General features: G+C 69.6%; 21 protein-coding genes and 4 tRNA genes. 12 read left to right on the plus strand and 13 right to left on the minus strand.

Annotation, left to right across the window (positions count from 1 at the left end):
• Window positions 1–208: 208 nt before the first annotated feature.
• The 3 genes from htpX to HED23_RS03325 all read left to right on the plus strand — a co-directional run bounded on the left by htpX (window position 209) and on the right by HED23_RS03325 (window position 1,813).
• Entirely contained in the window at window positions 209–1,072 is an 864-nt protein-coding gene (gene htpX, locus HED23_RS03315) for a zinc metalloprotease HtpX (protein ID WP_203181945.1), read from the plus strand.
• Entirely contained in the window at window positions 1,069–1,461 is a 393-nt protein-coding gene (locus tag HED23_RS03320; protein WP_203181946.1) for a YccF domain-containing protein, read from the plus strand. Before htpX ends, HED23_RS03320 begins: the two co-directional genes overlap by 4 nt.
• Window positions 1,462–1,540: 79 nt before the next feature.
• Window positions 1,541–1,813: a GlsB/YeaQ/YmgE family stress response membrane protein gene (locus HED23_RS03325; protein WP_203181947.1), complete on the plus strand. Its 273-nt coding sequence runs from the start codon at window positions 1,541–1,543 to the stop codon at window positions 1,811–1,813.
• A 99-nt stretch (window positions 1,814–1,912) separates the two neighbouring features.
• On the opposite strand, the gene HED23_RS03330 is transcribed toward HED23_RS03325, so the two are convergent.
• On the minus strand, window positions 1,913–2,401 hold the full coding sequence (locus HED23_RS03330; protein WP_203181948.1) for a YajQ family cyclic di-GMP-binding protein: 489 nt from the start codon (window positions 2,399–2,401) through the stop codon (window positions 1,913–1,915).
• 165 nt (window positions 2,402–2,566) lie between these two features.
• Between HED23_RS03330 and HED23_RS03335 the strand changes: the two genes are divergently transcribed.
• Window positions 2,567–2,648: transfer RNA gene (locus HED23_RS03335), tRNA-Tyr, on the plus strand.
• A gap of 506 nt (window positions 2,649–3,154) precedes the next feature.
• On the opposite strand, the gene HED23_RS03340 is transcribed toward HED23_RS03335, so the two are convergent.
• The 9 genes from HED23_RS03340 to HED23_RS03380 all read right to left on the minus strand — a co-directional run bounded on the left by HED23_RS03340 (window position 3,155) and on the right by HED23_RS03380 (window position 13,099).
• Window positions 3,155–4,858, minus strand: a complete 1,704-nt coding sequence (locus HED23_RS03340) for a pentapeptide repeat-containing protein (RefSeq protein ID WP_203181949.1) — start codon at window positions 4,856–4,858, stop codon at window positions 3,155–3,157.
• 495 nt (window positions 4,859–5,353) lie between these two features.
• Window positions 5,354–5,725 carry a winged helix-turn-helix domain-containing protein gene (locus tag HED23_RS03345; protein ID WP_203181950.1) on the minus strand — a complete coding sequence of 124 codons (372 nt, stop codon included), beginning with the start codon at window positions 5,723–5,725 and terminating at the stop codon, window positions 5,354–5,356.
• Entirely contained in the window at window positions 5,722–6,450 is a 729-nt protein-coding gene (locus HED23_RS03350) for a hypothetical protein (protein ID WP_238441827.1), read from the minus strand. The genes HED23_RS03345 and HED23_RS03350 overlap by 4 nt, the downstream gene beginning before the upstream one ends.
• A 247-nt stretch (window positions 6,451–6,697) precedes the next feature.
• Window positions 6,698–7,909, minus strand: coding sequence for an MFS transporter (locus HED23_RS03355; RefSeq protein ID WP_203181952.1), 1,212 nt, complete (start codon window positions 7,907–7,909; stop codon window positions 6,698–6,700).
• A 422-nt stretch (window positions 7,910–8,331) separates the two neighbouring features.
• Complete coding sequence (locus HED23_RS03360) at window positions 8,332–8,976, minus strand: response regulator (protein ID WP_203181953.1); 645 nt, start codon at window positions 8,974–8,976, stop codon at window positions 8,332–8,334.
• Window positions 8,967–10,052, minus strand: coding sequence for a sensor histidine kinase (locus HED23_RS03365; protein WP_238441828.1), 1,086 nt, complete (start codon window positions 10,050–10,052; stop codon window positions 8,967–8,969). The genes HED23_RS03360 and HED23_RS03365 overlap by 10 nt, the downstream gene beginning before the upstream one ends.
• Before the next feature lie 259 nt (window positions 10,053–10,311).
• Complete coding sequence (locus tag HED23_RS03370; RefSeq protein WP_203181955.1) at window positions 10,312–10,983, minus strand: DedA family protein; 672 nt, start codon at window positions 10,981–10,983, stop codon at window positions 10,312–10,314.
• 210 nt (window positions 10,984–11,193) lie between these two features.
• Window positions 11,194–11,850: an SDR family oxidoreductase gene (locus HED23_RS03375; RefSeq protein ID WP_203181956.1), complete on the minus strand. Its 657-nt coding sequence runs from the start codon at window positions 11,848–11,850 to the stop codon at window positions 11,194–11,196.
• 34 nt (window positions 11,851–11,884) lie between these two features.
• Window positions 11,885–13,099, minus strand: coding sequence for an amidohydrolase family protein (locus HED23_RS03380; RefSeq protein ID WP_203181957.1), 1,215 nt, complete (start codon window positions 13,097–13,099; stop codon window positions 11,885–11,887).
• A gap of 307 nt (window positions 13,100–13,406) precedes the next feature.
• Between HED23_RS03380 and HED23_RS03385 the strand changes: the two genes are divergently transcribed.
• From HED23_RS03385 to HED23_RS03410, 6 genes are all read left to right on the plus strand, one after another.
• Window positions 13,407–13,479: transfer RNA gene (locus HED23_RS03385), tRNA-Thr, on the plus strand.
• Window positions 13,480–13,524: 45 nt separating this feature from the next.
• Window positions 13,525–13,597 (plus strand) — tRNA-Met (locus HED23_RS03390).
• A gap of 89 nt (window positions 13,598–13,686) precedes the next feature.
• On the plus strand, window positions 13,687–13,851 hold the full coding sequence (rpmG, locus tag HED23_RS03395; RefSeq protein WP_003956487.1) for a 50S ribosomal protein L33: 165 nt from the start codon (window positions 13,687–13,689) through the stop codon (window positions 13,849–13,851).
• A gap of 103 nt (window positions 13,852–13,954) precedes the next feature.
• Entirely contained in the window at window positions 13,955–14,407 is a 453-nt protein-coding gene (locus HED23_RS03400; protein ID WP_203181958.1) for a MaoC family dehydratase N-terminal domain-containing protein, read from the plus strand.
• Window positions 14,407–14,835, plus strand: coding sequence for a MaoC family dehydratase (locus HED23_RS03405; RefSeq protein ID WP_203181959.1), 429 nt, complete (start codon window positions 14,407–14,409; stop codon window positions 14,833–14,835). The genes HED23_RS03400 and HED23_RS03405 overlap by 1 nt, the downstream gene beginning before the upstream one ends.
• Before the next feature lie 200 nt (window positions 14,836–15,035).
• Window positions 15,036–16,091: a UDP-N-acetylmuramate dehydrogenase gene (locus tag HED23_RS03410; RefSeq protein WP_238441829.1), complete on the plus strand. Its 1,056-nt coding sequence runs from the start codon at window positions 15,036–15,038 to the stop codon at window positions 16,089–16,091.
• 179 nt (window positions 16,092–16,270) lie between these two features.
• Here the strand turns inward: HED23_RS03410 and HED23_RS03415 are convergent, their stop codons facing one another.
• The gene (locus tag HED23_RS03415; protein WP_203181961.1) at window positions 16,271–16,909 is read right to left on the minus strand and encodes an NAD(P)-dependent oxidoreductase; all 639 of its coding nucleotides are present in this window, start codon (window positions 16,907–16,909) and stop codon (window positions 16,271–16,273) included.
• 89 nt (window positions 16,910–16,998) lie between these two features.
• Between HED23_RS03415 and HED23_RS03420 the strand changes: the two genes are divergently transcribed.
• Window positions 16,999–17,580, plus strand: coding sequence for a TetR/AcrR family transcriptional regulator (locus tag HED23_RS03420; protein WP_203181962.1), 582 nt, complete (start codon window positions 16,999–17,001; stop codon window positions 17,578–17,580).
• On the opposite strand, the gene HED23_RS03425 is transcribed toward HED23_RS03420, so the two are convergent.
• Window positions 17,573–18,586, minus strand: coding sequence for an adenosine deaminase (locus HED23_RS03425; RefSeq protein WP_203181963.1), 1,014 nt, complete (start codon window positions 18,584–18,586; stop codon window positions 17,573–17,575). The genes HED23_RS03420 and HED23_RS03425 overlap by 8 nt on opposite strands.
• A gap of 122 nt (window positions 18,587–18,708) precedes the next feature.
• A complete protein-coding gene (locus HED23_RS03430; RefSeq protein WP_203181964.1) occupies window positions 18,709–19,935 on the minus strand; it encodes a pyridoxal phosphate-dependent aminotransferase in 1,227 nt (408 codons plus the stop codon).
• Window positions 19,936–20,148: 213 nt separating this feature from the next.
• On the opposite strand from HED23_RS03430, the gene HED23_RS03435 reads away from it, so the two are divergent.
• Window positions 20,149–20,221 (plus strand) — tRNA-Trp (locus HED23_RS03435).
• Window positions 20,222–20,318: the final 97 nt, after the last annotated feature.

The raw sequence follows: 20,318 nt of genomic DNA on the forward strand, positions 1-20,318 counted from the left end.
GCCCCCTGACCGGCCCGCGCAGGCGCACCCACCCGTACGGCCCAGGGGCGGATCCGACCGGATCCGCCCCTGCTGCCTGTGCCCCCGGCCACCTCGCACAAGGGAACTAGCTTCCTTCGCCTCGCGTTGACCAGTACGGGAGGCTCCACTGGGGAGTGGAGCACCACCGAGCAAGGGTTCCCCTGCTGCACCACTTGGAGGGCGTACCGTGCACCGCCGGCACAACGGGCTGAAAACCGCTGTTCTCCTCGGGGGCCTCTCGGCCCTCATCATCGTCATCGGCAGCTTCTTCGGACGGACCGGCCTCATCGTGGCCCTCCTCGTCGCGCTCGCCACCAACGCCTACGCGTACTGGAACAGCGACAAGCTCGCCCTGCGCGCCATGAGGGCGCGCCCGGTCAGTGAATTCGAGGCGCCACAGCTGTACCGCACCGTCCGGGAGCTCTCGACCGCGGCGCGCCAGCCCATGCCCCGGCTGTACATCTCCCCGACCCAGGCACCCAACGCCTTCGCCACCGGCCGCAACCCGCGCCACGCCGCCGTGTGCTGTACCGAGGGGATTCTCCAGATCCTCGACGAGCGCGAGCTCCGCGGCGTTCTCGGCCACGAGCTGAGCCATGTCTACAACCGGGACATCCTCATCTCGTCCGTCGCGGGCGCCCTCGCCTCGGTCGTCATGTTCCTCGTCAACTTCGCGTGGCTCATCCCTGTGGGCCGGTCGGACGACGACGACGGCCCCGGCCTCCTCGGGATGCTCCTGATCATGATCCTCGGCCCGCTCGCCGCCTCCGTGATCAAGCTCGCCGTGAGCCGTTCCCGTGAGTACCAGGCCGACGCGTCCGGGGCCCAGCTCACCGGCGACCCGCTGGCCCTGGCGTCCGCCCTGCGCAAGCTGGACGCCGGGACCAAACAGCTTCCGCTCCCGCCCGAACCCCGGATCGAGACCGCGAGTCACATGATGATCGCGAACCCGTTCCGTCCCGGTCAGGGCATGTCAAAGATGTTCTCCACCCACCCGCCCATGGCTGAACGCATCTCCCGACTCGAGCAGATGGCAGGGTATCGACCATGAACGCAATCCTGAACGTCATATGGCTGGTCCTGTGCGGACTCTGGATGTTCCTGGGCTACATCGCCGCGGGGCTCCTGCTCTGCATCACGATCATCGGCATCCCCTTCGGCGTGGCCGCGTTCCGTATCGGCGTCTACGCCCTCTGGCCCTTCGGCCGCACCGTCGTGGACCGCCCGGGCGCCGGAGGCGGCTCCCTCATCGGCAACGTCCTCTGGGTCATCCTGGCGGGCTGGTGGCTCGCGCTCGGACACATCTTCACCGGCATCGCCCTGTGCGTGACGATCATCGGCATCCCGCTGGGCATCGCGAACTTCAAGCTCATCCCGGTCTCGCTGATGCCCTTCGGCAAGGAGATCGTTCCGAGCGACCAGCCGCTCGTGGGCTACTGACGGACCAGCCGGCCGGCAACCGCATTCCTCCTGAAAGCGTCATGGCTTGCAGGAACGAGTGACGGGTAGGAACGCCAACATGAGCATCATCAGCTGGATCATCCTGGGGCTGCTGGCCGGCGCCATCGCCAAATTTCTCCTCCCGGGCCGCGATCCCGGAGGCATCATCGGTACCACCCTGATAGGCATCGTGGGCGCCTTCCTCGGCGGCTGGCTGTCGTCCCGCTTCCTGGACCGGCCCATCAGCACGGACTTCTACGACACGGCCACCTGGGTCGCCGCCGTCGCCGGATCCCTGGTCCTGCTGATCGCCTACCGGCTGCTCTTCGGCAACTCCCGCGACCGCCGCTGACGCACCCCCGCACAGCCCCTCCGGACACGGCGACGGGGCGGACCGCGCCGACCTGCACGCCCCGCCCCGCCACGACCCGCTGCACACGCAGCGGACCGGCTACCGGTAGTTGGCGAACTGCACCGCGAAGTCGAGGTCCTTGCCCTTGATCAGCGCCTGCACCGCCTGCAGGTCGTCACGGCTCTTCGAGGTGACCCGCAGCTCGTCACCCTGGACCTGCGCCTTGACGCCCTTCGGACCCTCATCGCGGATGATCTTCGCCACCTTCTTGGCGTTCTCCTGCGAGATGCCCTCCTCGATCGTGGCGAAGATCTTGTACTCCTTGCCGGAGAGCTGCGGCTCGCCCGCGTCCAGCGACTTCAGCGAGATCCCGCGCTTGACCAGCTTGGTCTGGAAGATGTCGAGGATCGCCTTGACCCGCTCCTCGCCGTTCGCCTCCATGAGGATCTTCTCGCCGGACCAGGAGATCGACGCACCCGTGCCCTTGAAGTCGAAGCGCTGGGAGATCTCCTTGGCGGCCTGGTTGAGGGCGTTGTCGACCTCCTGCCGCTCGACCTTCGAGACGATGTCGAAACTGGAGTCGGCCATGACGTGTGGCTCCTTGCGTCGTATGCGTTGGGGTACGGCACAAAGCCTAGTCATCCCCGCCCGCGCCCGGTGCTGATCAACCAGGTGGCGGAGCACCCCTGGGCATCAGGTATCGTTTACGTCGTCGCCAAGGAGCCCCCAACAGGGACCCGAGGCGTCGTTCCAGGCGGTGTGCCCGAGTGGCCAAAGGGAGCAGACTGTAAATCTGCCGGCTCAGCCTACCCAGGTTCGAACCCTGGCGCCGCCACAGGAACGAGAGGGCCCGCGTGCAGCAGAAATGCTGCACGCGGGCCCTCTTGCATTGCCTGGTGCCGATGGGTCCCGAAGAGCTCCGTCATCCGTCTCACTGTTCGCGTGCTGACCGGCTTGTGGGACATGCGCGGGGCAGAGTCCCGGGGCCTCCGGCCGCTCCGCAGGGCTTCGATCCCGGCGTCGGCTCTCGCTGCGGCACTGCCCAAGGCGCTTGGTGTGGACGTGGAGGGGAAACGGGCGCGCTGTGCCATTGAGGCTCCGCACCTGAGCCCAGCCAGGTTGAGACTGCCTCGTGGGTGGGTCATTCGGCCGCTGGGCCGTCGGGGAGCTCCGCCGGGCAGGAGCCCGGGCCCGTCGGCGGGCTTCTGTCCAGTCCGGTGTCCTGAACCAGCCAACCGCGCCGCGTGTGGAAGAACCGGCCATCAGAGGCAACTCCCGCAGACGGTGGTGCGCCGTCCGCGTGCGCGCCTACGCACCGAGGTGTCTCGGCTTCGCGTGGCCTCAAGGCAAAATTGCTTCGTCCAGTATCGCCTTGTCCATTTTGGTTCCGTCCAGTTCCGTCTCGCTCAGATCAGTGCCGGTCAGGTTCGTTGCGGAGAGGGTGGCGGCAGGAATCTCATTCTGAGCGTCCGCGCTGAGATCGGCGTTTATGAGGTATGCGCCACTCAGGTCGGCATCGGTCAGGTTGGCGCCGGACATTTCGGCCCCTTCGAGATCCAAATATGTATCGTCACGAACTTCGATGTAGCTGATGCCGGTGAGGTCGGCGTTCGTCAGGTCGGCGTACATGAGGCTCGCCCCGTCCCACCAGGCGTTCCTGAGGTTCGTGTTGATGAAATCGGCGTTGTCGAAAACACCGTCACTCAGTACGGCTTCGGGCATTTCTGCGTCATCGAACCATGATTCCTCAAAGGATCCGGAACCGAGGTTTGCGCGAGTCAGGTCGGCCCCACGCAGGTCCGCGTAAAAATTCCCCGTCAGGGTCGCTCCGACAAGGAACGTGTCACGCAGATCCACCATGGACGTGACTTCGTCACCCCCCTGTCGTGCCCCCAGAACGTTCAAGGCGGCCTGCACGTCGTCCGGTGGGCGAGTCCTTGCGTCCTTCTTCTTTCGCTCCGCCAGCTTGGTGTCGGGCATCTTGGCGTGTTCTCTGATGTAGGAGCCCAGAATCTGCACAAGAGCGGGTTGGTCTCTCGGTGCGTCCCGCATTATGCGCTGGATCGCGTATATGGCACTGGTCCTCACGTTCAGGGAGTCGTCGCCGAGGTTGGTCACGGTGTCGTTGTAGTCGGAGACGACCTGGTTCCGCTCGGTGAGCTTCAGCGAGTCCTTTGTCTGGTTGATCGTCACCGTGGCAAGGATCAAGGCCAGCATGGCCGGCACGGCGGGGAGGGCGGTCGCCACCGCCACGTACTTCTGCCAGCGGCCGGGATCACCCGCTGGTGCCGCAGTCGACGGCGCGGGCGTGATGGCGGGGCTCGGAGCCGGTGTGCCGGCAAGCGTCGACTGGTCCAGCAGCACCAGCCAGCGAGAATCGTGCAACCGGTCCTGCACAGTGGCGAGTAGCACTATGAGTGCTGGTAGTGCGGTAACTCCGTCTCGTAGTACCTGCCCCATTGCTTCATGCAGGACTCTGGCCACGTCCGTGCCGTGCTCTTCGAGTTCGGTGCGGCGGTCCGCACCGACGACCAGGCCCCCGCGAGTGAATCCCTCGACACCCGCCCGCAATTCGGCCACGCTCATGTCAAGGATTGCTGGGTCGGGCGCGGACGGGCGCAAGAGATCGCGGCAGGCGGACAAAGCGTTCAGGCACTCGATGTCGGGTGGTACTTGCTTGCTCCACGCGCTGAACGCCACTTCAGCTGTCCGGCGGAGCAGCCATGCGGAGAGGAGCAGTTGTGCGGCTGTCCCGACTGCCGGCCCGGACTCGATGCCGCTCCACCAGGGAACCATCGACGACTCGCAGCCCCGTAGGTAGCTCCAGGAAGCGCAGCCATCGCTGCTCTCCTCGTACCATCCCTGCGAGCCCAAGACGGCTTCCAGGGTTTCGCTGAGTACAGGAAGTCCGGCGAAGGGGCCGGTGTGCATGTCCTGAAGGAGAACCCACAATCCGAGGGTTATTCCGCATACCAGCAATCCGGCCGGGATCACCCGGGACCAAAGCAGACGCCCCAGCGCCAACTGACGCCTGGCGCGATCCATGTCTACCAGGCTGCTCGGAGACTGCGTGGTGACAGGGAGCCCTTGGTGTCGCCTGAGAGCATTGGCGGCGCGAAGTCGGGTTCTGATGACTGTCCGGCGAGGGCGTACGACAAATCGGGGGACGAGTGCGATGTGGCGCCCGCTGCGTGTAAGTGGGTCGTTGAATTCCGCAGCCTTCGAGACCACTTTCCACAGCAGAGTCATCGCTGTGTACGTCACTATCGCGCCGAGCAACGCGCGCGCCCAGTCCGCCCAAGAACCGAAGTCCACCGTCCGCTCCCCCCTCGCACCCCTGCAACCCCGATCACCGACCTGGTGGCCAGTGGAGTATGCCCGCGTGGCCTCGATGGTGATGACGGAATCGGCGGATTCGGTGGTGCGGCTACGGCATTGCTGCCCAGATCGCCGCTCTTCTCGCGGAACCGGTCCGTGGCAAGCGTTCCGACTTGCCGGTAGCGGTCCGGACGGGGCTTGCCGTGTGGCGTGTGGCGGTCGTCAGGCGCCGGCCGGCCCGGGAGCGGGGGAGTTCTCCAGGCGCAGGACGAGGGCGCGCAGGGCGCGGAGTTCGGCGTCCAGTGCCTGTGCGCCTTCGCGTGTGAGGGCGATCCACGTTCGGGGGCGCCGGCCGGCGTAGCCCTTCTCCACGGTGATCAGGTCCGAGTCCTCCAGCACCCTCAGGTGCCGGGACAGATTCCCGTCCGTGACGGCCAGCTGCTTCTTCAGGAAGCCGAAGTCGACCCGGTCGGCCTCTCGGGCGATGGTGAGGATCCCGAGCCGTACGCGTTGATGAACGGTGTCGTCCAGCGACTGGGTCGGATGGGGTCCTGCCTGGTCGTCCCACGTAGCACCCGACTCCCCGACACTCATGCGCCAACCGTACCGGCTTCGGCGGTGCCGGACGTGGCCCGACGGCGGGTCACCGCCCATTCGGCCAGGCCGCCGGCGAGCAGGACGGCGGCCAGCAGCAGCGCCTTGGCCTGCGGTCCGTCGGTCCAGCCTGGGTCTGCGGGGTGCTGCCAGGGGAGCCATCCGCTGCCCCAGGAAGCGCCGAGGTAGCCGGTGAGCATCAAGGTGTGAGCGGTGCCGGCGGCTACGGCGATCCACCTGCGTTCGACCAGCCCGAGAGCGATGAGCCCGACTCCGGCCAGGTACCAGGGGGAGGTGTAACGGTTCTCCAGTACTACGGCTTCCCACGGCTGGTTCCTGCCGAACAGCAGCGCCAGCAGCGCGGTCGTGATCACCGCGGCGGCTACGGCGGTCGTGCGGATCCACGCTCCGCGGCGGGGGACGACACCCCTGGACTCGCCACGCAGGCGGTACCAGCGAGCGAAGGCGAACCACGCCAGGGGGAGGAGCGCGAACCACACGCCCCAGGCCACGAAGCGCAGGGCGGCGCCGTCGAACTCGCCCGCAAGGCATGGGGTCCCCGGTTCATGGACCACGCACAGGCCGGTCAGCTCGGCGTAGGCGAAGGCCGGGTAGGACTCGACGCTGCGGCCGTGGGCTCCGAAGTTGAATGCGAACCGGGCGACCGGAGCGGCCAGCAGGGCTAGAAGGCCGAAGGCGAGAAGGGAGACCCGCGACCCGTTCATCTGGGCGCGGGTCCTGGCCCGAAGGCCTTCCGTCGCCGCCAGCAGGTCTGCCGCGTGCGCCTCAGGTCCGGATCCCCCGCTGCTCGGTGACGGTGTCCCCACGATGTCCTCCCCTGTGACCGCGCTTCGGCGGTGTCGGGGCTGCCGCCGCTCGACCGCCCGGCTCTACTTTGCGTTGCAAAGTACATGGCAGTCAAGAGCGGATGACGGAGTCCCTCCGAGGAGGAGGTAGCGAGCTGACTGCCACTCAAGGGCGTTGTGGATGCGGCCCCTTGTCCGACGAGCGACGTAACAGATAGGTGCCGGCACACGCGACCAGGACTGCCATGCAGGCGATGAAGACCAGCCCCGCGTCCTGGAGGCCGATGTGGACCGAGAGGACGCCCACGCCGATCACCGGCAGCGAGATGCCCGCGTACGCCACGACGAACAGCGTCGAGATCACCGCCGCCCGCCGGTCCGCCGGCGACGCCGAGGCCACCTGGGACAGGGCTGCCCGGAACGCCAGGCCCTGGCCCGCGCCGCCGAGGACCGCGCTCAGCACGACCAGGGGCAGCAGTTGCCACCACAACGCGGCCGCGAGCAGCGCCAGTCCGCCGAGAAGGCCGGCGCAGCCCAGGGGCAGTGACTGCCGCTCACCGATCCTGCCCACGGCCGACTGCCCGGCGATCGAGGCGAAGAAGGCCAGCGCCACGATCAGACCGCTCACAGCGTGGTTGTCCACGTCCAGGAACTGGGACAGGAACGCCGGGCTGACGGAGGTGAACACCCCGAACAGAGCGAACCCCACGAAGGAGGCGAGTGCCGCGGGTCTGAACACCGCCCGGACCTCGGGCGGCAGTCCGGGCTTCTGGGGGCGGACGGTGTTCAGGGGGCGTCGATCGCCCACGGTCTCCTTGAGGGCGGTCAGGACGACCGCCGAGACGGCCAGCAGGACCAGGTGTACGACGAAAGGCAGGTACAGCGGCCAGGGAGCGTACTGCGCGAGGATCCCGGCCAGCAGCGGTCCGCAGCCCAGGCCGCCCATGTTGGCCGCGGTCGCCACGAACGAGGCCCTGGACGAGCCTTTGCCCGGCCCGAGCTCCATGACGTACGCGGTGGCCGCCCCTGTGCACAGCCCGGCCGACAGCCCCGACAGCAGGCGGCCCGCGTAGAGCCAGCCCAGAGCGGTGGCGCACAGGAAGCAGACGGCGCTCGCCGCCGCGCAGCCCAGGCCCCACAGCAGCACAGGGCGTCGGCCCACCGCGTCGGAGGCGTTTCCCGCCAGCAGGAGCACCCCGATGACGCCGAAGGCGTACACGGCGTACACGACGGTCACCGTCAGCTCGGAGAACCCGAGCTTGTCCTGGTAGAGGCTGTAGAGAGGGGTCGGCAGGGTCGTTCCCGCCATGCATACGGCGAACACCGCCCCGCTGAGGTAACAGGGGAGCCAGCCTCGGCTGTCAGGGCCACCGTCCATGCGCCCGAAGCTATCCCGCGGATACTCCGGCGGACCGGAACGCCTCGCGCGGCGTGCGCCGGACGGTCCCGTCGCTGCACGCGGGTACCGGACGACCCCGTCGCCGCACGCGGGTGTCAGGGATCCCCGCCGTCACACTCGGGTGTCAGGTATCCCCGCCGTCACACTCGGGTGTCAGGTATCCCCACCGTCACACTCGGGCGTCAGGTAACCCACCGGCACACTCGGGTTCCTGACGACCTTGCCGCCGACCCGTCAGCCAGGGCCCGGTCCGGACGTGCGCGCCAGGGCCCAGGCCCGGACGCGTGCGACAGACCCTGTTCCCACATGCGCCCGGGAGGCCCCGTCCCCGTACGCGTGCACCATCCCCCGCCCCGTACGCGTGGGGAACGTGCGTGCCCGGCACGCACATGGAGCGGTGGCTAGCACTCCAGATACCGCAGGACCGCCAGGATCCGCCTGCTGTACCCGGTGGTGTGGGATAGCTCCAGCTTGTCGAAGATCGCGTTGAGGTTCTTCTCCACCGCACTCACGGAGATGTGCAGTTGTTTCGCGATCGCCGTGTTGGTGAGCCCCTGCGCCAGTGTTTCGAGGACGCTGCGTTCGCGGGGTGTGAGGCGGGCCAGGGGATCTCCGTGCGTGGAGCGGACGACCAGCTGCCGGACCACCTCGGGGTCCAGCGCGGCGCCACCGGCCTGGATGCGTTCCAGTGCGTCCAGGAACTCCTCGACCTGGGCGACCCGGTCCTTGAGGAGGTACCCCACCCCTTCCGCGCCGGTGGCCAGCAACTGTGCGGCGTAGTGGCGTTCCATGTGCTGCGACAGGACCAGGACGCCGGTCTCCGGCCACCGCTCGCGTATCTCCAGCGCCGCGCGCAGCCCTTCTGTGGTGTGCGTCGGCGGCATCCGGATGTCGAGGACGACGATGTCCGGCTGCCGCGACTCCATCTCCTTCAGCAGGGACTCCGCGTCACCGAACGAGGCCAGGACGTCGTGACCCTCCTCCACGAGGAGCCGGACCAGGCCCTCCCGTAGCAGTGCCGAGTCCTCGGCGAGCATCAGGCGCATGGAAGCTCCGCGGTCACCACGGTGGGACCCCCCTCGGGGCTGTCGATGTACAGGGTGCCGTCGAGCGCGTCCACCCGGCTGCGCAGGCCGCTCAGCCCGATGCCCGCAGGGTTCGCGCCGCCCTTGCCGTTGTCCTGGATGCGGACCATGAGCGTGCTGTCGTCGAGGACCACGCTCACGGAGACGGCTGTCGCGTCCGAGTGTTTGGCGGCGTTGGTCACGGACTCCGAGACCACGAAGTACGCCGCTGTCTCCAGCGGACGTGGCAGGGGCCCGGGGACGTCGAACTCCGTACGGACGGGAATCCCGCACCGCTCGGACACCCCGCCCAGGGCCTCCTCCAGCCCCAGGCTGTCGAGCGCCGACGGATAGACCCGCCAGGCCACCTCGCGCAGCTCCGCCAGCACGTCTCTCGACTCCTGGTGCGCCTGGAGGAGCAGAGCGTCCGCCTGCTCGGGGTCGCGCCCTCTGCGAGCCCGGCCGAGCAGCATGGCCAGGGCGACCAGCCGCTGCTGGATTCCGTCATGGAGGTCGCGCTCGATACGTCTCCGTTCCGCGTCCACCGCTTGGACCACGGCCGCACGGCTGTCGGCCAGCTCGTCGATGCGCCGGTGCAACAGCTCCTGCTCGGAGGGGCCGAAACACTCGCGGGCGAGCCGGGCGTCCAGGGCGACGAGCGAGCGGAGCCCCTGGACGTCGAGGAAGAGCAGCACACTGCCGAGGACCACCTGCGTCAGCAGTTCGTCCCACCGGAGGGACCCCTGGACCGTCCCCCGCACCAGCAGCCCCGCCAGGACGACACCGAAACCGAGCAGCCCGATCACGAGGGTGCACAACAGCCCGGTGCCGCTTCGGTACACCAGATGGCGGAGGATCTTCCGGCCGGACACCTCGTAGTGCTCCGGGAAGCGGTCACCGAAGAAGAAGGACCTGCGGATCCACTCCAGAGCCGTCAGTCGCCGGGCTCCGGCCATGAGGACACCGAGGGCGCCGGCGCGGGTGCGCGGCCACAGCAGGAAGGGGCCGAGAGCGGTGACGGCCAGGACGGCGCAGAGCGATCCCGCCAGGGCTGTCACGCAGCCGAGGAGTACACCCACCCCCCTGTGTAACCAGGAGGGTGTCCCGCCGGCCTCGGCGTCGTCCGCTCCGGAGCCGTCCCGCCGGGGGGGGGGGGGGGGGGGGGGGGGGGGGGGGGCCGACGGGCGCCGGAACCCCCGGAGTTCACCCGCACGGGCGAGGAGCCCGGTGCGGCCGCGGACCCGCAGGAGGACCGCTCAGGCTGCCCGTGAGGCAGTGCCGTCGTGCGTGGGCTCCCGGCGTCCGCTGCTCCACAGGTCATGAAGTGCGGCGGTGCTGAGCCCGGTTGGAGCTGCGGGAGCCGCGCAGCCGCAGGAACACGTACGTCGCGAAGGCCACGACCACCAGGGCCAGCACCACCTTGGAGGCGAGCCCGACGTAGGTCCCCACGGCCTCCCAGCGGTCCCCCAGCCAGTAACCGGCAAGCACCAGGACGGAGTTCCAGATCAGGCTGCCCAGCGTGGTCAGCGTGATGAAGACGTGCAGGGGCATGCGCTCCACGCCGGCGGGGACCGATATGAGGCTGCGGAAGATCGGCACCATGCGTCCGAAGAAGACCGCCTTGGTGCCGTGCTTCGCGAACCACTCCTCCGTGCGCACCAGATCGGAGGCCTTCACCAGTGGCAGCTTCGCCCAGATGGCGTGCATGCGTTCACGGCCCACGCACGCACCGATCCAGTACAGGGCCACGGCTCCCACCACGGAGCCGAGCGTGGTCCAGAAGAGCGCCGAGGCCAGGCTGAGCACTCCCTGTCCCGCGGCGAATCCGGTGAGCGGCAGGATCACCTCGCTCGGGAGCGGCGGGAAGAGGTTCTCCAAAGCGATGGCAAGGCCCGCTCCGGGGCCGCCCATGGCTTCGACGAGCCCGGCGGCCCAGCCCGCGATGCCGCCTGCGGGTTCCTGCGGCAGGGCCGCGAGCGTGAGATGCATATGAGTCTCCAGGTCGGCGGGTCGTCAGCCCGGGGCGTCTTCCTCGATCACCCGCCACGTTAGAAACCGCAGCTCAATCACGGGTATGAGGATGGCCGTCCGGCCCCGTGCGGTATTCCGCAGGGACCCGGCCTGCGGAAAACCGCAGCTGTGGGGCCAACGGCCGGATCCCCCCGTCGGTTCCCCAAGATTCTGGGTTTCCCGCGATTCTCAGTTCCCCGCGATGTCCTTGACCGCGACCGCCACCGGCTTGCCCCCGCTGATCAGCTCGAGCGTCAGGCCCGCCGTCGCCGGGGTGTCCAGGAGTTCCAGCAGGACCGCGGCCACGTCGTCCCGTGGGACCGGGCCACGGCCCGTCGAGGCGGAGAGCAGCACCTGGCCGGTTCCGGCGTCGTTCGTGAGCATGCCGGGGCGCAGGATCGTCCAGTCCAGACCGCTCCTGGAACGTACGTACGCGTCCGCCTCGCCCTTGGCCCGCTGGTAGATGTCGAACACCTCGTCGCCGGTGTGGCCGGGGTCGGCGCCCATGGAGGACACCACGACGTAGCGCCGTACCCCCGCCTGTTCCGCCGCGTCCGCGAACAGGACGGCCGCTCCGCGGTCCACCGTGTCCTTGCGTGCCGAGCCGCTGTTCGGGCCGGCGCCGGCCGCGAAGACCGCCGCGTCCGCCCCTCGCAGGACCTCCGCCGCCTCCTCGACGGACGCCGATTCGAGGTCGAGGACGACGGGCTCGGCACCTGCCGCCCTCAGGTCGTCACCCTGCTGCGGGTTGCGGATGACACCCACCGCTTCGTCACCGCGCGCGGCGAGCAGCCGCTCGAGCCGCAGCGCGATCTGACCATGTCCACCTGCAATGACAATGCGCATGCTTCCGACCGTACGCCGCGCGGCGCGCTCGTGCTCAAGGCCCGCCGCCGGGGCCGGAATCGGCCCGTCCCTGGCGGGGGAGGCCGAGGGCGGCCCCGGGGTCGCGGTACTCGCGCACGGCGCTCGTCCGTGCCACCACGCGTCCTCGGTGCACCACGATCCTGCTGTACGCGAGGGAGAGCGCCCCGGCCAGCTCGTCCCCACGCACGGCGAGCAGCTCGGCGGGGGAGCCGGCCTCGATGCGCACCCCCGGCAGGCCCAGAGCCTCCCTGGCGGCGTCGGAGACGGCCTCGTAGGCGTCTTCGGGGCCGAGGCCGTCCCGTGAGGCCAGCAGGTACGCCGCCTCCAGGGGGTCGCCGCGGCCGACGGGGTTGGAGCGGTCGCGCAGGGCCCCGCTGCCCGCCGCCACCCTCACACCGGCGGCGCGCAGCAGCCGTACCGGCGGGGTTCCGCGGAGCCGCGCACCGGAGCATCCGCCCTGGGGGAGGCAGACGACGGTCACGGCGGCGGCGGCGAGCCGGTCGGCGGTGAGGGCCGCCTCGGCGCCGGGAAGCCGCGAGAGGCCCGCGCAGGGGCCGAGGCTGAGCCCCGGACGGAACCCGCCGGCCATGCTGGCCAGCCGGGCGAGGCCGACGGGGTCGTCACCGTCAGTGTGCAGGTCGACGGGCAGGCCGTGGGAGGCGGCGAGATCCAGTACCGCCTCGGTGTAGCCGGCCGGATCGGGGTCCAGGTCGGGGCAGCCGCCGATCACGCCGGCACCCGTGTCCACGGCGTCACGGAGCGCTGCGAGGTTGCCGGCGCCCGCGACGCCGGTGAGGAGCTGCGGCACGGCGACGGTGGTCAGGTCGGTGAGGCCGCGCAGGGAACGCCGGGCCGCCAGGACGCCCTCCAGGAAGCCGAGGCCCTCCACGTCGCCGACGCGTACGTGGGCGCGCAGTGCGGTGGCCCCGTGGCTGAGCTGGAGCAGCGCGGCCTCCGTGGCACGGCGCCGGACATCTTCGGGCCGGTGGGACGGCGGGGCGCCCGATGCGCCGGTGAGCGCCGTGTCGGCGTGGGCGTGCGGCTCGGCCGGGGCCGGCAGCAGGAGGTAGCCGCGAAGGTCCAGCCGGATCCCCCGGGTGGTGAGGCTGCCCTCCGCCCCGACCGCGTCGATGCGCGGGCCGGCGAGCAGTACGTCGACGGAGCGCCCGTCCGTGAGGCGTGCCCCGCCGAGGAGGAGCGCGGACGCGTCGACGGTACTTACGGGCATCGCGCAGCTCCTGAGGGAATGCAAGATCACGCAGGGTGCGCCGAGCCTAGGCGGGGCGTCGGCCCGCCCCGAGGAACGGCGAATTAGTCGTACGAATGTGGCTGCGTGAGCCAGGCGGGAAGAGGGGTGCCGCGGGGGCCGGAGAAGTGACCGGCGGAGGTGGCGTACCGGCTGATCAAGGGCCTGATCAAGGGCCTGATCAGGGGGCTCCCGCAAGGGGCGGCCCGGGGGTGCGAGGCGGGCCGGGGAGGGCGACGGAAACGGATTTGGGCGATCGGCGACAGACCGTGTAATGTCTTCCTCGCTCGCCCCAATAGCTCAGTCGGTAGAGCGTCTCCATGGTAAGGAGAAGGTCTGCGGTTCGATTCCGCATTGGGGCTCTGGTGATCGGGAAACCCCGCTTCGGCGGGGGGACTCGTCATCAAAGCGGTGTAGCTCAGTCGGTAGAGCAAGCGGCTCATAATCGCTGTGTCACCGGTTCAAGTCCGGTCACCGCTACTAACGGTAGCCGATTGTGGGGTCGGTCCTTCGATCGGCTACTCTTTTTTGCGTTCATCCGTCCATCCGTCCGTCCAAGGAGCACTCACGTGGCTGCCACCGACGTCCGCCCGAAGATCACGCTGGCCTGCGTGGAGTGCAAGGAGCGGAACTACATCACCAAGAAGAACCGGCGTAACAACCCGGACCGTCTTGAGATGAAGAAGCACTGCCCGCGCTGCAACTCGCACACCGCGCACCGCGAAACGCGCTGAAACAGGCTCGTACACGAGGCCGTCCCCACTGGGGGCGGCCTCGTGTCGTTGTATTGGGTTGTTCCTAGCCCTATTCGACTTTTCACCAGGAGGTACCGGGCTCATGGCGCTCGACCAGTCCTTCGTGGGGCGGACCTATCCGCCCACCCCGGCGTACGAGGTCGGCCGGGAGAAGATCCGGGAGTTCGCGGAAGCGGTGGGTGACACCAATCCGGCGTACACGGATCCGGAGGCCGCCAAGGCACTGGGGTATCCGGACGTGATCGCTCCGCCCACGTTCGTCTTCTCCATCACCTACAGGGCCGCGGGCCAGGTGGTGCAGGACCCGCAGCTGGGCCTGGACTACAGCCGTGTGGTGCACGGTGACCAGAAGTTCGCGTACGTGCGTCCCGTGCGTGCGGGGGACCGGCTTACGGTCACTTCGACCATCGAGGCCATCAAGACGATGGCGGGCAACGACATCGTGGACATCCGGGGCGAGGTGCACGACGAGTCCGGTGAGCACGTGGTGACCGCGTTCACGAAGCTGGTGGCACGTGCCGCCGAGGAGGCGTGATGACTGCGAGCATCGCTCACGGGGCTGTCGAGGTCGGAACCGAACTGCCGGCACAGTCGTTCCCGGTGACGCGGGCGACGCTGGTGCAGTACGCGGGTGCCTCCGGAGACTTCAACCCGATCCACTGGAACGAGAAGTTCGCCCGCGAGGTCGGTCTTCCGGACGTGATCGCGCACGGCATGTTCACCATGGCCGAGGCGATCCGGGTGGTCACGGACTGGGCCGGTGACCCGGGTGCGGTCGTCGAGTACGGCGTGCGGTTCACCAAGCCGGTCGTCGTGCCGAACGACGGGACCGGTGCCCTGATCGAGGTGAGCGGCAAGGTCGCCGCCGTGCTGGACGACAACCTCGTCCGGGTCGACCTGCTGGCGATGAGTGAAGGCAAGAAGGTGCTGGGCATGGCCCGCGCCGTCGTCCGCCTCGCCTGAACGTCACCGCCGAACATCACCGCTGCGGAGCGGAGGGACGTCCTGGGCGGTGTCCCTCCGCGACGGCTCCTCGCGACAGCCGTCCTCGGCGTCGGTGACCTACGGGCCGTCCGTACGGACGGAAGGCGGGTCCTGGGCGCCGGTCGGCGCGCGTACGGTCCATGGCCCGGTCACGGGACGTGGACCGTACTCTTGTCCCCGTGCAGGAACTCCACGATGCCCCCCTCGCCCCCCTGACCACCTTCCGGCTCGGTGGTCCGGCCAACCGCCTCCTGACGGCCACGACCGACGCGGAGGTGATCGCCGCGGTACGCGAGGCCGACGACAGCGGAACCCCGCTCCTGGTCATCGGCGGTGGCTCCAACCTGGTCATCGGCGACAAGGGTTTCGACGGGACAGCCCTGCGCATCGCGACCGAGGGCTTCGAGCTTTCGGGTACGGCGCTCGAACTGGCCGCCGGCGAGGTCTGGACCGACGCCGTGGCCCGTACGGTCGAGGCGGGGCTGGCCGGAATCGAATGCCTTGCCGGGATCCCGGGGTCCGCCGGGGCGACGCCGATCCAGAACGTCGGTGCCTACGGGCAGGAGGTGTCCTCCGTCATCACCGAGGTGGTCGCCTACGACCGGCACACCCGGGAGACGGTCACCCTCTCGAACGAGGCCTGCGCGTTCTCGTACCGCCACAGCCGTTTCAAGGCCGACCCCGACCGCTTCGTCGTACTCCGTGTCCGGTTCGGGCTCGAAGACGCGGGCGGTCTGTCCGCACCCCTCCGCTACCCCGAGACGGCCAGGTCCATGGGCGTCGAACAGGGTGATCGCGTTCCCCTCGCCTCCGCCCGCGAAACCGTCCTCCGCCTACGGGCGGGCAAGGGGATGGTGCTCGACCCGGAGGACCACGACACCTGGTCGGCCGGGTCCTTCTTCACCAACCCGATCCTCGACGAGGCGCAGCACGCGGTTTTCCTCGCACGTGCGGGGGAGCGGCTGGGAGCGGACGTCACACCGCCCGCCTTCCCCACGGGTGACGGCCGGGTGAAGACCTCTGCCGCGTGGCTCATCGACAGGGCAGGCTTCACCAAGGGGTACGGCACCGGCCCCGCGCGCATCTCCACCAAGCACACGCTCGCCCTCACCAACCGGGGCGGCGCGACCACCGAAGACCTGTTGGCCCTGGCCCGCGAGGTCGTCGCCGGGGTCCACGAGGCCTTCGGGGTCACACTCGTCAACGAACCGGTGACGGTCGGCGTCAGCCTGTAGGGGGCCGGGCCGCTCCCGGGCGTACGCCGTTCCGGGGCGTGGACCTTTCCCGGATGTGCGCCGTTTCCGGGCGTACGCCGTTCCCGGGCGTGGGCCGTTAGCGGACCGGCGGCGTGGGACCTTCCCGCGCGTGTGCCGATCCCGGACCGGCTGGGGTCCCGGGGCGGCCCGCGCCGGTCTCAGTAGGCGACTCCCACGCCCTGCCGCACCGCGGCCGGCTCGTCGACCAGTGCCAGCATCGCGTGGGCCACATCGGCCCGCGCTAGGGACCTGCCGCTGCGCGGGGTGCCGCCCACGACCGTCCTGTAGGTGCCCGTCAGCGGGCCGTTCGTCAGCTTCGGCGGCCGCACCGACGTCCAGTCCGCCGCACTCGCGGCAAGCGCGGCCTCCATGCGCGTCAGGTCCGCGTACACGTCCTTGAGGACCATGCCGATCACCCTGCGGACCGCCCGGTCCAGCAGCGGGTCGTCCGCCGGCTCCGGGCCGACCGGCGCCGCGCTCACGACGAGCAGCCGCCTGACCTCCTCCGCCTCCATCGCCTCCAGCACCTGGACCGTGAGCCGCTCGGCGACGTCACCGGCCTTCCGGCCCCGTGCCCCGAGTCCGGACAGCACGGCGTCCCGCCCCGCAACCGCCTTGCGCACCGCTCCCGCGTCGCCCAGCGGCACGACCGCGTGCAGGGCGGTTCCGTGGAGCCCCTCCGGAAGCCGGGCGGGATCGCGGACCACCGCCGTCACCTCGTGCCCCGCCGCCTGCGCCTGCCGCACGATCTCCCGGCCGACGCCCCCCGTCGCTCCGAACACTGTGAGCCTCCTCATCACGCACGCCCCTCCCGAGTGGGTGAGTATTCACTTACCCATAGGGTGAGTGGACGCTCACCCCTTCGTCAACCCTTGCTGGAGCATCCATGGAGCAGAAGCCGGCCCGCGTCCGCATCGTCGATGCGGCCCATGAGCTCATGCTCGGCATCGGTCTCGCGCGGACGACGACGAAGGAGATCGCCAAGGCCGCCGGCTGTTCCGAAGCGGCTCTGTACAAGTACTTCAGGAGCAAGGAGGAGATCTTCGTGACCGTGCTCGGCGAACGCATGCCGAGACTGGGTCCGCTCCTGAGCGATCTGGAAGCGGGCAAGGGTGACCTGGAGCAGAACCTCACCGAGGTCGCCCGCCAGGCCGCTCTCTTCTACCGGCAGACCTTCCCGGTGCTCGCCTCGCTCTACGCCGAGCCCCGGCTCAAGCACCGCCACGAAGCGGCCATGCGAGAGATGGGCACCGGCCCGCACAAGCCGATCGAGGGGCTGGACGCCTACCTCCGCGCCGAGCAGCGGGCGGGCCGTGTCGGCCCCGCGGCCGACACCTACGCGGCCGCCTCGCTGCTGCTCGGCGCCTGCGCGCAGCGTGCCTTCGCCTACGAGATGGGCGGGGCCCCGCAGCCGCTGGACGACTTCGCCGAGTCCCTCGCACGCACGCTCCTGGCCGGCATCAGCTAGCCAGCCACGCGTCGATCCCGCCCAGAAGCTTCTCCCGCACCTCCACGGGCGCCACCGAGCCCCGCACGGACTGCCGGGCCAGCTCGGCCAGTTCCTCGTCGGTGAACGCGTGATGACGGCGTACGAGGTCGTACTGCGCGGCCAGCCGGGCTCCGAAGAGGAGTGGGTCGTCCGCACCGAGCGCCATCGGCACTCCCGCGTCGAACAGAGTGCGCAGGGGTACGTCCGCGGGCTTCTCGTAGACGCCGAGAGCCACGTTGGACGCCGGGCAGACCTCGCAGGTGACCCCCCGCTCCGCGAGCTTGCGCAGCAGCCTCGGGTCCTCGGCCGCTCGCACGCCGTGCCCGATCCGGACCGCGTCGAGGTCGTCCAGGCAGTCCCGGACGCTGGAGGGTCCCGAGAGCTCGCCGCCGTGCGGGGCGGCGATCAGACCGCCCTCGCGGGCGATGGCGAAGGCGCGGTCGAAGTCCCGCGCCATTCCGCGCCGTTCGTCGTTGGAGAGCCCGAAACCGATGACACCCCGGTCGGCGTACCGCACGGCGAGCCGGGCCAGCGTGCGGGCGTCCAGCGGGTGCTTCATCCGGTTCGCCGCGATCACCACCCGGATCCCGAGCCCGGTGTCGCGGGCCGCGCGGTCCACGGCGTCCAGGATGATCTCGATCGCCGGGATGAGCCCGCCCAGGAGGGGGGCGTACGAGGTCGGGTCGACCTGGATCTCCAGCCACCCGGAGCCGTCGGCGACGTCCTCCATGGCGGTCTCGCGCACCAGCCGCTGGATGTCCTCCGGCTCGCGCAGGCAGGACCGGGCGATGTCGTACAGACGCTGGAAGCGGAACCAGCCGCGCTCGTCCGTCGCACGGAGCTTCGGTGGCTCGCCCCCGGTCAGAGCCTCGGGCAGGCGCACCCCGTACTTGTCCGCGAGTTCGAGCAGGGTCGTCGGTCTCATCGACCCGGTGAAGTGCAGGTGCAGATGGGCCTTGGGCAACCGCCGTACGTCACGCTCCATTCAAGGATCTTGCCGCACACGAGGGGCACCGCGGTAGCCGGATCCTCTTGTGAGTTACCCCTCGAACAGAAAAATGGTCCCCGGCCGGAGCCGGGGACCACCCTTCAGGCGCGGGACTCGCGTCAGTCGCGGGCCTCGCCCAGCAGCTTCTGGAGCCGGGATACGCCCTCGACGAGGTCGTCGTCGCCCAGCGCGTAGGACAGCCGCAGATAACCCGGCGTGCCGAACGCCTCGCCCGGCACCACGGCGACCTCGGCCTCGTCCAGGATGAGAGCCGCGAGCTCGGCGGAGTCGGCCGGGCGCTTGCCGCGGATCTCCTTGCCGAGCAGGCCCTTCACCGACGGGTAGACGTAGAACGCGCCCTCGGGCTCGGGGCAGAGCACGCCGTTGATCTCGTTGAGCATGTGCACGATCGTCTTGCGGCGGCGGTCGAAGGCGGACCGCATCTCGGCGACCGCGTCCAGCGGCCCGGACACGGCGGCCAGCGCGGCGGCCTGCGCGACGTTGCTGACGTTCGACGTGGCGTGCGACTGCAGGTTGGTCGCCGCCTTCACGATGTCCTTCGGGCCGATGATCCAGCCCACCCGCCAGCCGGTCATTGCGTAGGTCTTGGCGACACCGTTGACGACGATGCACTTGTCACGCAGCTCGGGCACGACCGCGGGGAGCGAGGCGGCGGCCGCGCCACCGTAGACCAGGTGCTCGTAGATCTCGTCCGTCATCACCCACAGGCCGTGCTCGACGGCCCAGCGGCCGATCGCCTCGGTGTCGGCCTCGCTGTAGACGGCACCCGTCGGGTTGGACGGGGACACGAACAGGACGACCTTCGTGCGCTCGGTTCGCGCCGCCTCGAGCTGCTCGACGGAGACCCGGTAGTCGGTGGTCTCGTCGGCCACGACCTCGACCGGGACACCGCCGGCGAGGCGGATCGACTCGGGGTAGGTCGTCCAGTACGGGGCGGGGACGATGACCTCGTCGCCCGGGTCCAGGACCGCGGCGAAGGCCTCGTAGATGGCCTGCTTGCCGCCGTTGGTCACCAGGACCTGGGAGGCGTCGACCTCGTAGCCGGAGTCGCGCAGCGTCTTCGCCACGATGGCGGCCTTGAGCTCGGGGAGCCCGCCCGCCGGGGTGTAGCGGTGGTACTTCGGGTTGCGGCACGCCTCGATCGCGGCGTCCACGATGTAACCGGGGGTCGGGAAGTCGGGCTCGCCGGCGCCGAAGCCGATCACCGGACGCCCGGCTGCCTTGAGGGCCTTTGCCTTGGCGTCGACGGCGAGGGTGGCGGACTCGGAGATCGCACCGATGCGGGCCGAGACCCGGCGCTCGGACGGAGAAGTTGCAGCGCTCATGCCCCCATGCTCCCAGACCGGAAATGCCCTCGGCACAGGGGTTTCAGGGACCGGACAGGACTCGGACAGCATCCGGACAGGACCGGTCGGTTGTGGTCTGTTCGACGCGGCGCCGCTGAGCACGTACACTCACCTGTCGTTGGCCTTCATCAGTCGCACCGTTTTCCCGACCGGCTCGCCGGGGAGGATGCGGTAGGTTGGTGGAAACCACAAAGGGTCGTAGCTCAATTGGTAGAGCACTGGTCTCCAAAACCAGCGGTTGGGGGTTCAAGTCCCTCCGGCCCTGCTACACACTCCTTCGCCAGGATGTGTGCGCATGTACGTACTTCAATGCACCGCCGTGCGGCTCCACCGGGCGCGGCACGGCCACGACCCGGAATCAG

This window comes from Streptomyces pratensis (genome assembly GCF_016804005.1).
Lineage (GTDB): Bacteria > Actinomycetota > Actinomycetes > Streptomycetales > Streptomycetaceae > Streptomyces > Streptomyces pratensis_A.

Bases quoted from the DNA above. Each gene is read 5' to 3' on its own strand.
- HED23_RS03405 (WP_203181959.1), top strand. From the start codon at position 14,407: ATGACTGCGAGCATCGCTCACGGGGCTGTCGAGGTCGGAACCGAACTG.
- HED23_RS03330 (WP_203181948.1), bottom strand. From the start codon at position 2,401: ATGGCCGACTCCAGTTTCGACATCGTCTCGAAGGTCGAGCGGCAGGAG.
- HED23_RS03380 (WP_203181957.1), bottom strand. From the start codon at position 13,099: ATGCCCGTAAGTACCGTCGACGCGTCCGCGCTCCTCCTCGGCGGGGCA.
- HED23_RS03375 (WP_203181956.1), bottom strand. From the start codon at position 11,850: ATGCGCATTGTCATTGCAGGTGGACATGGTCAGATCGCGCTGCGGCTC.
- HED23_RS03350 (WP_238441827.1), bottom strand. From the start codon at position 6,450: ATGAACGGGTCGCGGGTCTCCCTTCTCGCCTTCGGCCTTCTAGCCCTG.
- HED23_RS03355 (WP_203181952.1), bottom strand. From the start codon at position 7,909: ATGGACGGTGGCCCTGACAGCCGAGGCTGGCTCCCCTGTTACCTCAGC.
- HED23_RS03340 (WP_203181949.1), bottom strand. From the start codon at position 4,858: ATGGATCGCGCCAGGCGTCAGTTGGCGCTGGGGCGTCTGCTTTGGTCC.
- HED23_RS03400 (WP_203181958.1), top strand. From the start codon at position 13,955: ATGGCGCTCGACCAGTCCTTCGTGGGGCGGACCTATCCGCCCACCCCG.
- HED23_RS03370 (WP_203181955.1), bottom strand. From the start codon at position 10,983: ATGCATCTCACGCTCGCGGCCCTGCCGCAGGAACCCGCAGGCGGCATC.
- HED23_RS03415 (WP_203181961.1), bottom strand. From the start codon at position 16,909: ATGAGGAGGCTCACAGTGTTCGGAGCGACGGGGGGCGTCGGCCGGGAG.
- HED23_RS03320 (WP_203181946.1), top strand. From the start codon at position 1,069: ATGAACGCAATCCTGAACGTCATATGGCTGGTCCTGTGCGGACTCTGG.
- HED23_RS03420 (WP_203181962.1), top strand. From the start codon at position 16,999: ATGGAGCAGAAGCCGGCCCGCGTCCGCATCGTCGATGCGGCCCATGAG.
- HED23_RS03325 (WP_203181947.1), top strand. From the start codon at position 1,541: ATGAGCATCATCAGCTGGATCATCCTGGGGCTGCTGGCCGGCGCCATC.
- HED23_RS03425 (WP_203181963.1), bottom strand. From the start codon at position 18,586: ATGGAGCGTGACGTACGGCGGTTGCCCAAGGCCCATCTGCACCTGCAC.
- HED23_RS03430 (WP_203181964.1), bottom strand. From the start codon at position 19,935: ATGAGCGCTGCAACTTCTCCGTCCGAGCGCCGGGTCTCGGCCCGCATC.
- HED23_RS03360 (WP_203181953.1), bottom strand. From the start codon at position 8,976: ATGCGCCTGATGCTCGCCGAGGACTCGGCACTGCTACGGGAGGGCCTG.
- HED23_RS03345 (WP_203181950.1), bottom strand. From the start codon at position 5,725: ATGAGTGTCGGGGAGTCGGGTGCTACGTGGGACGACCAGGCAGGACCC.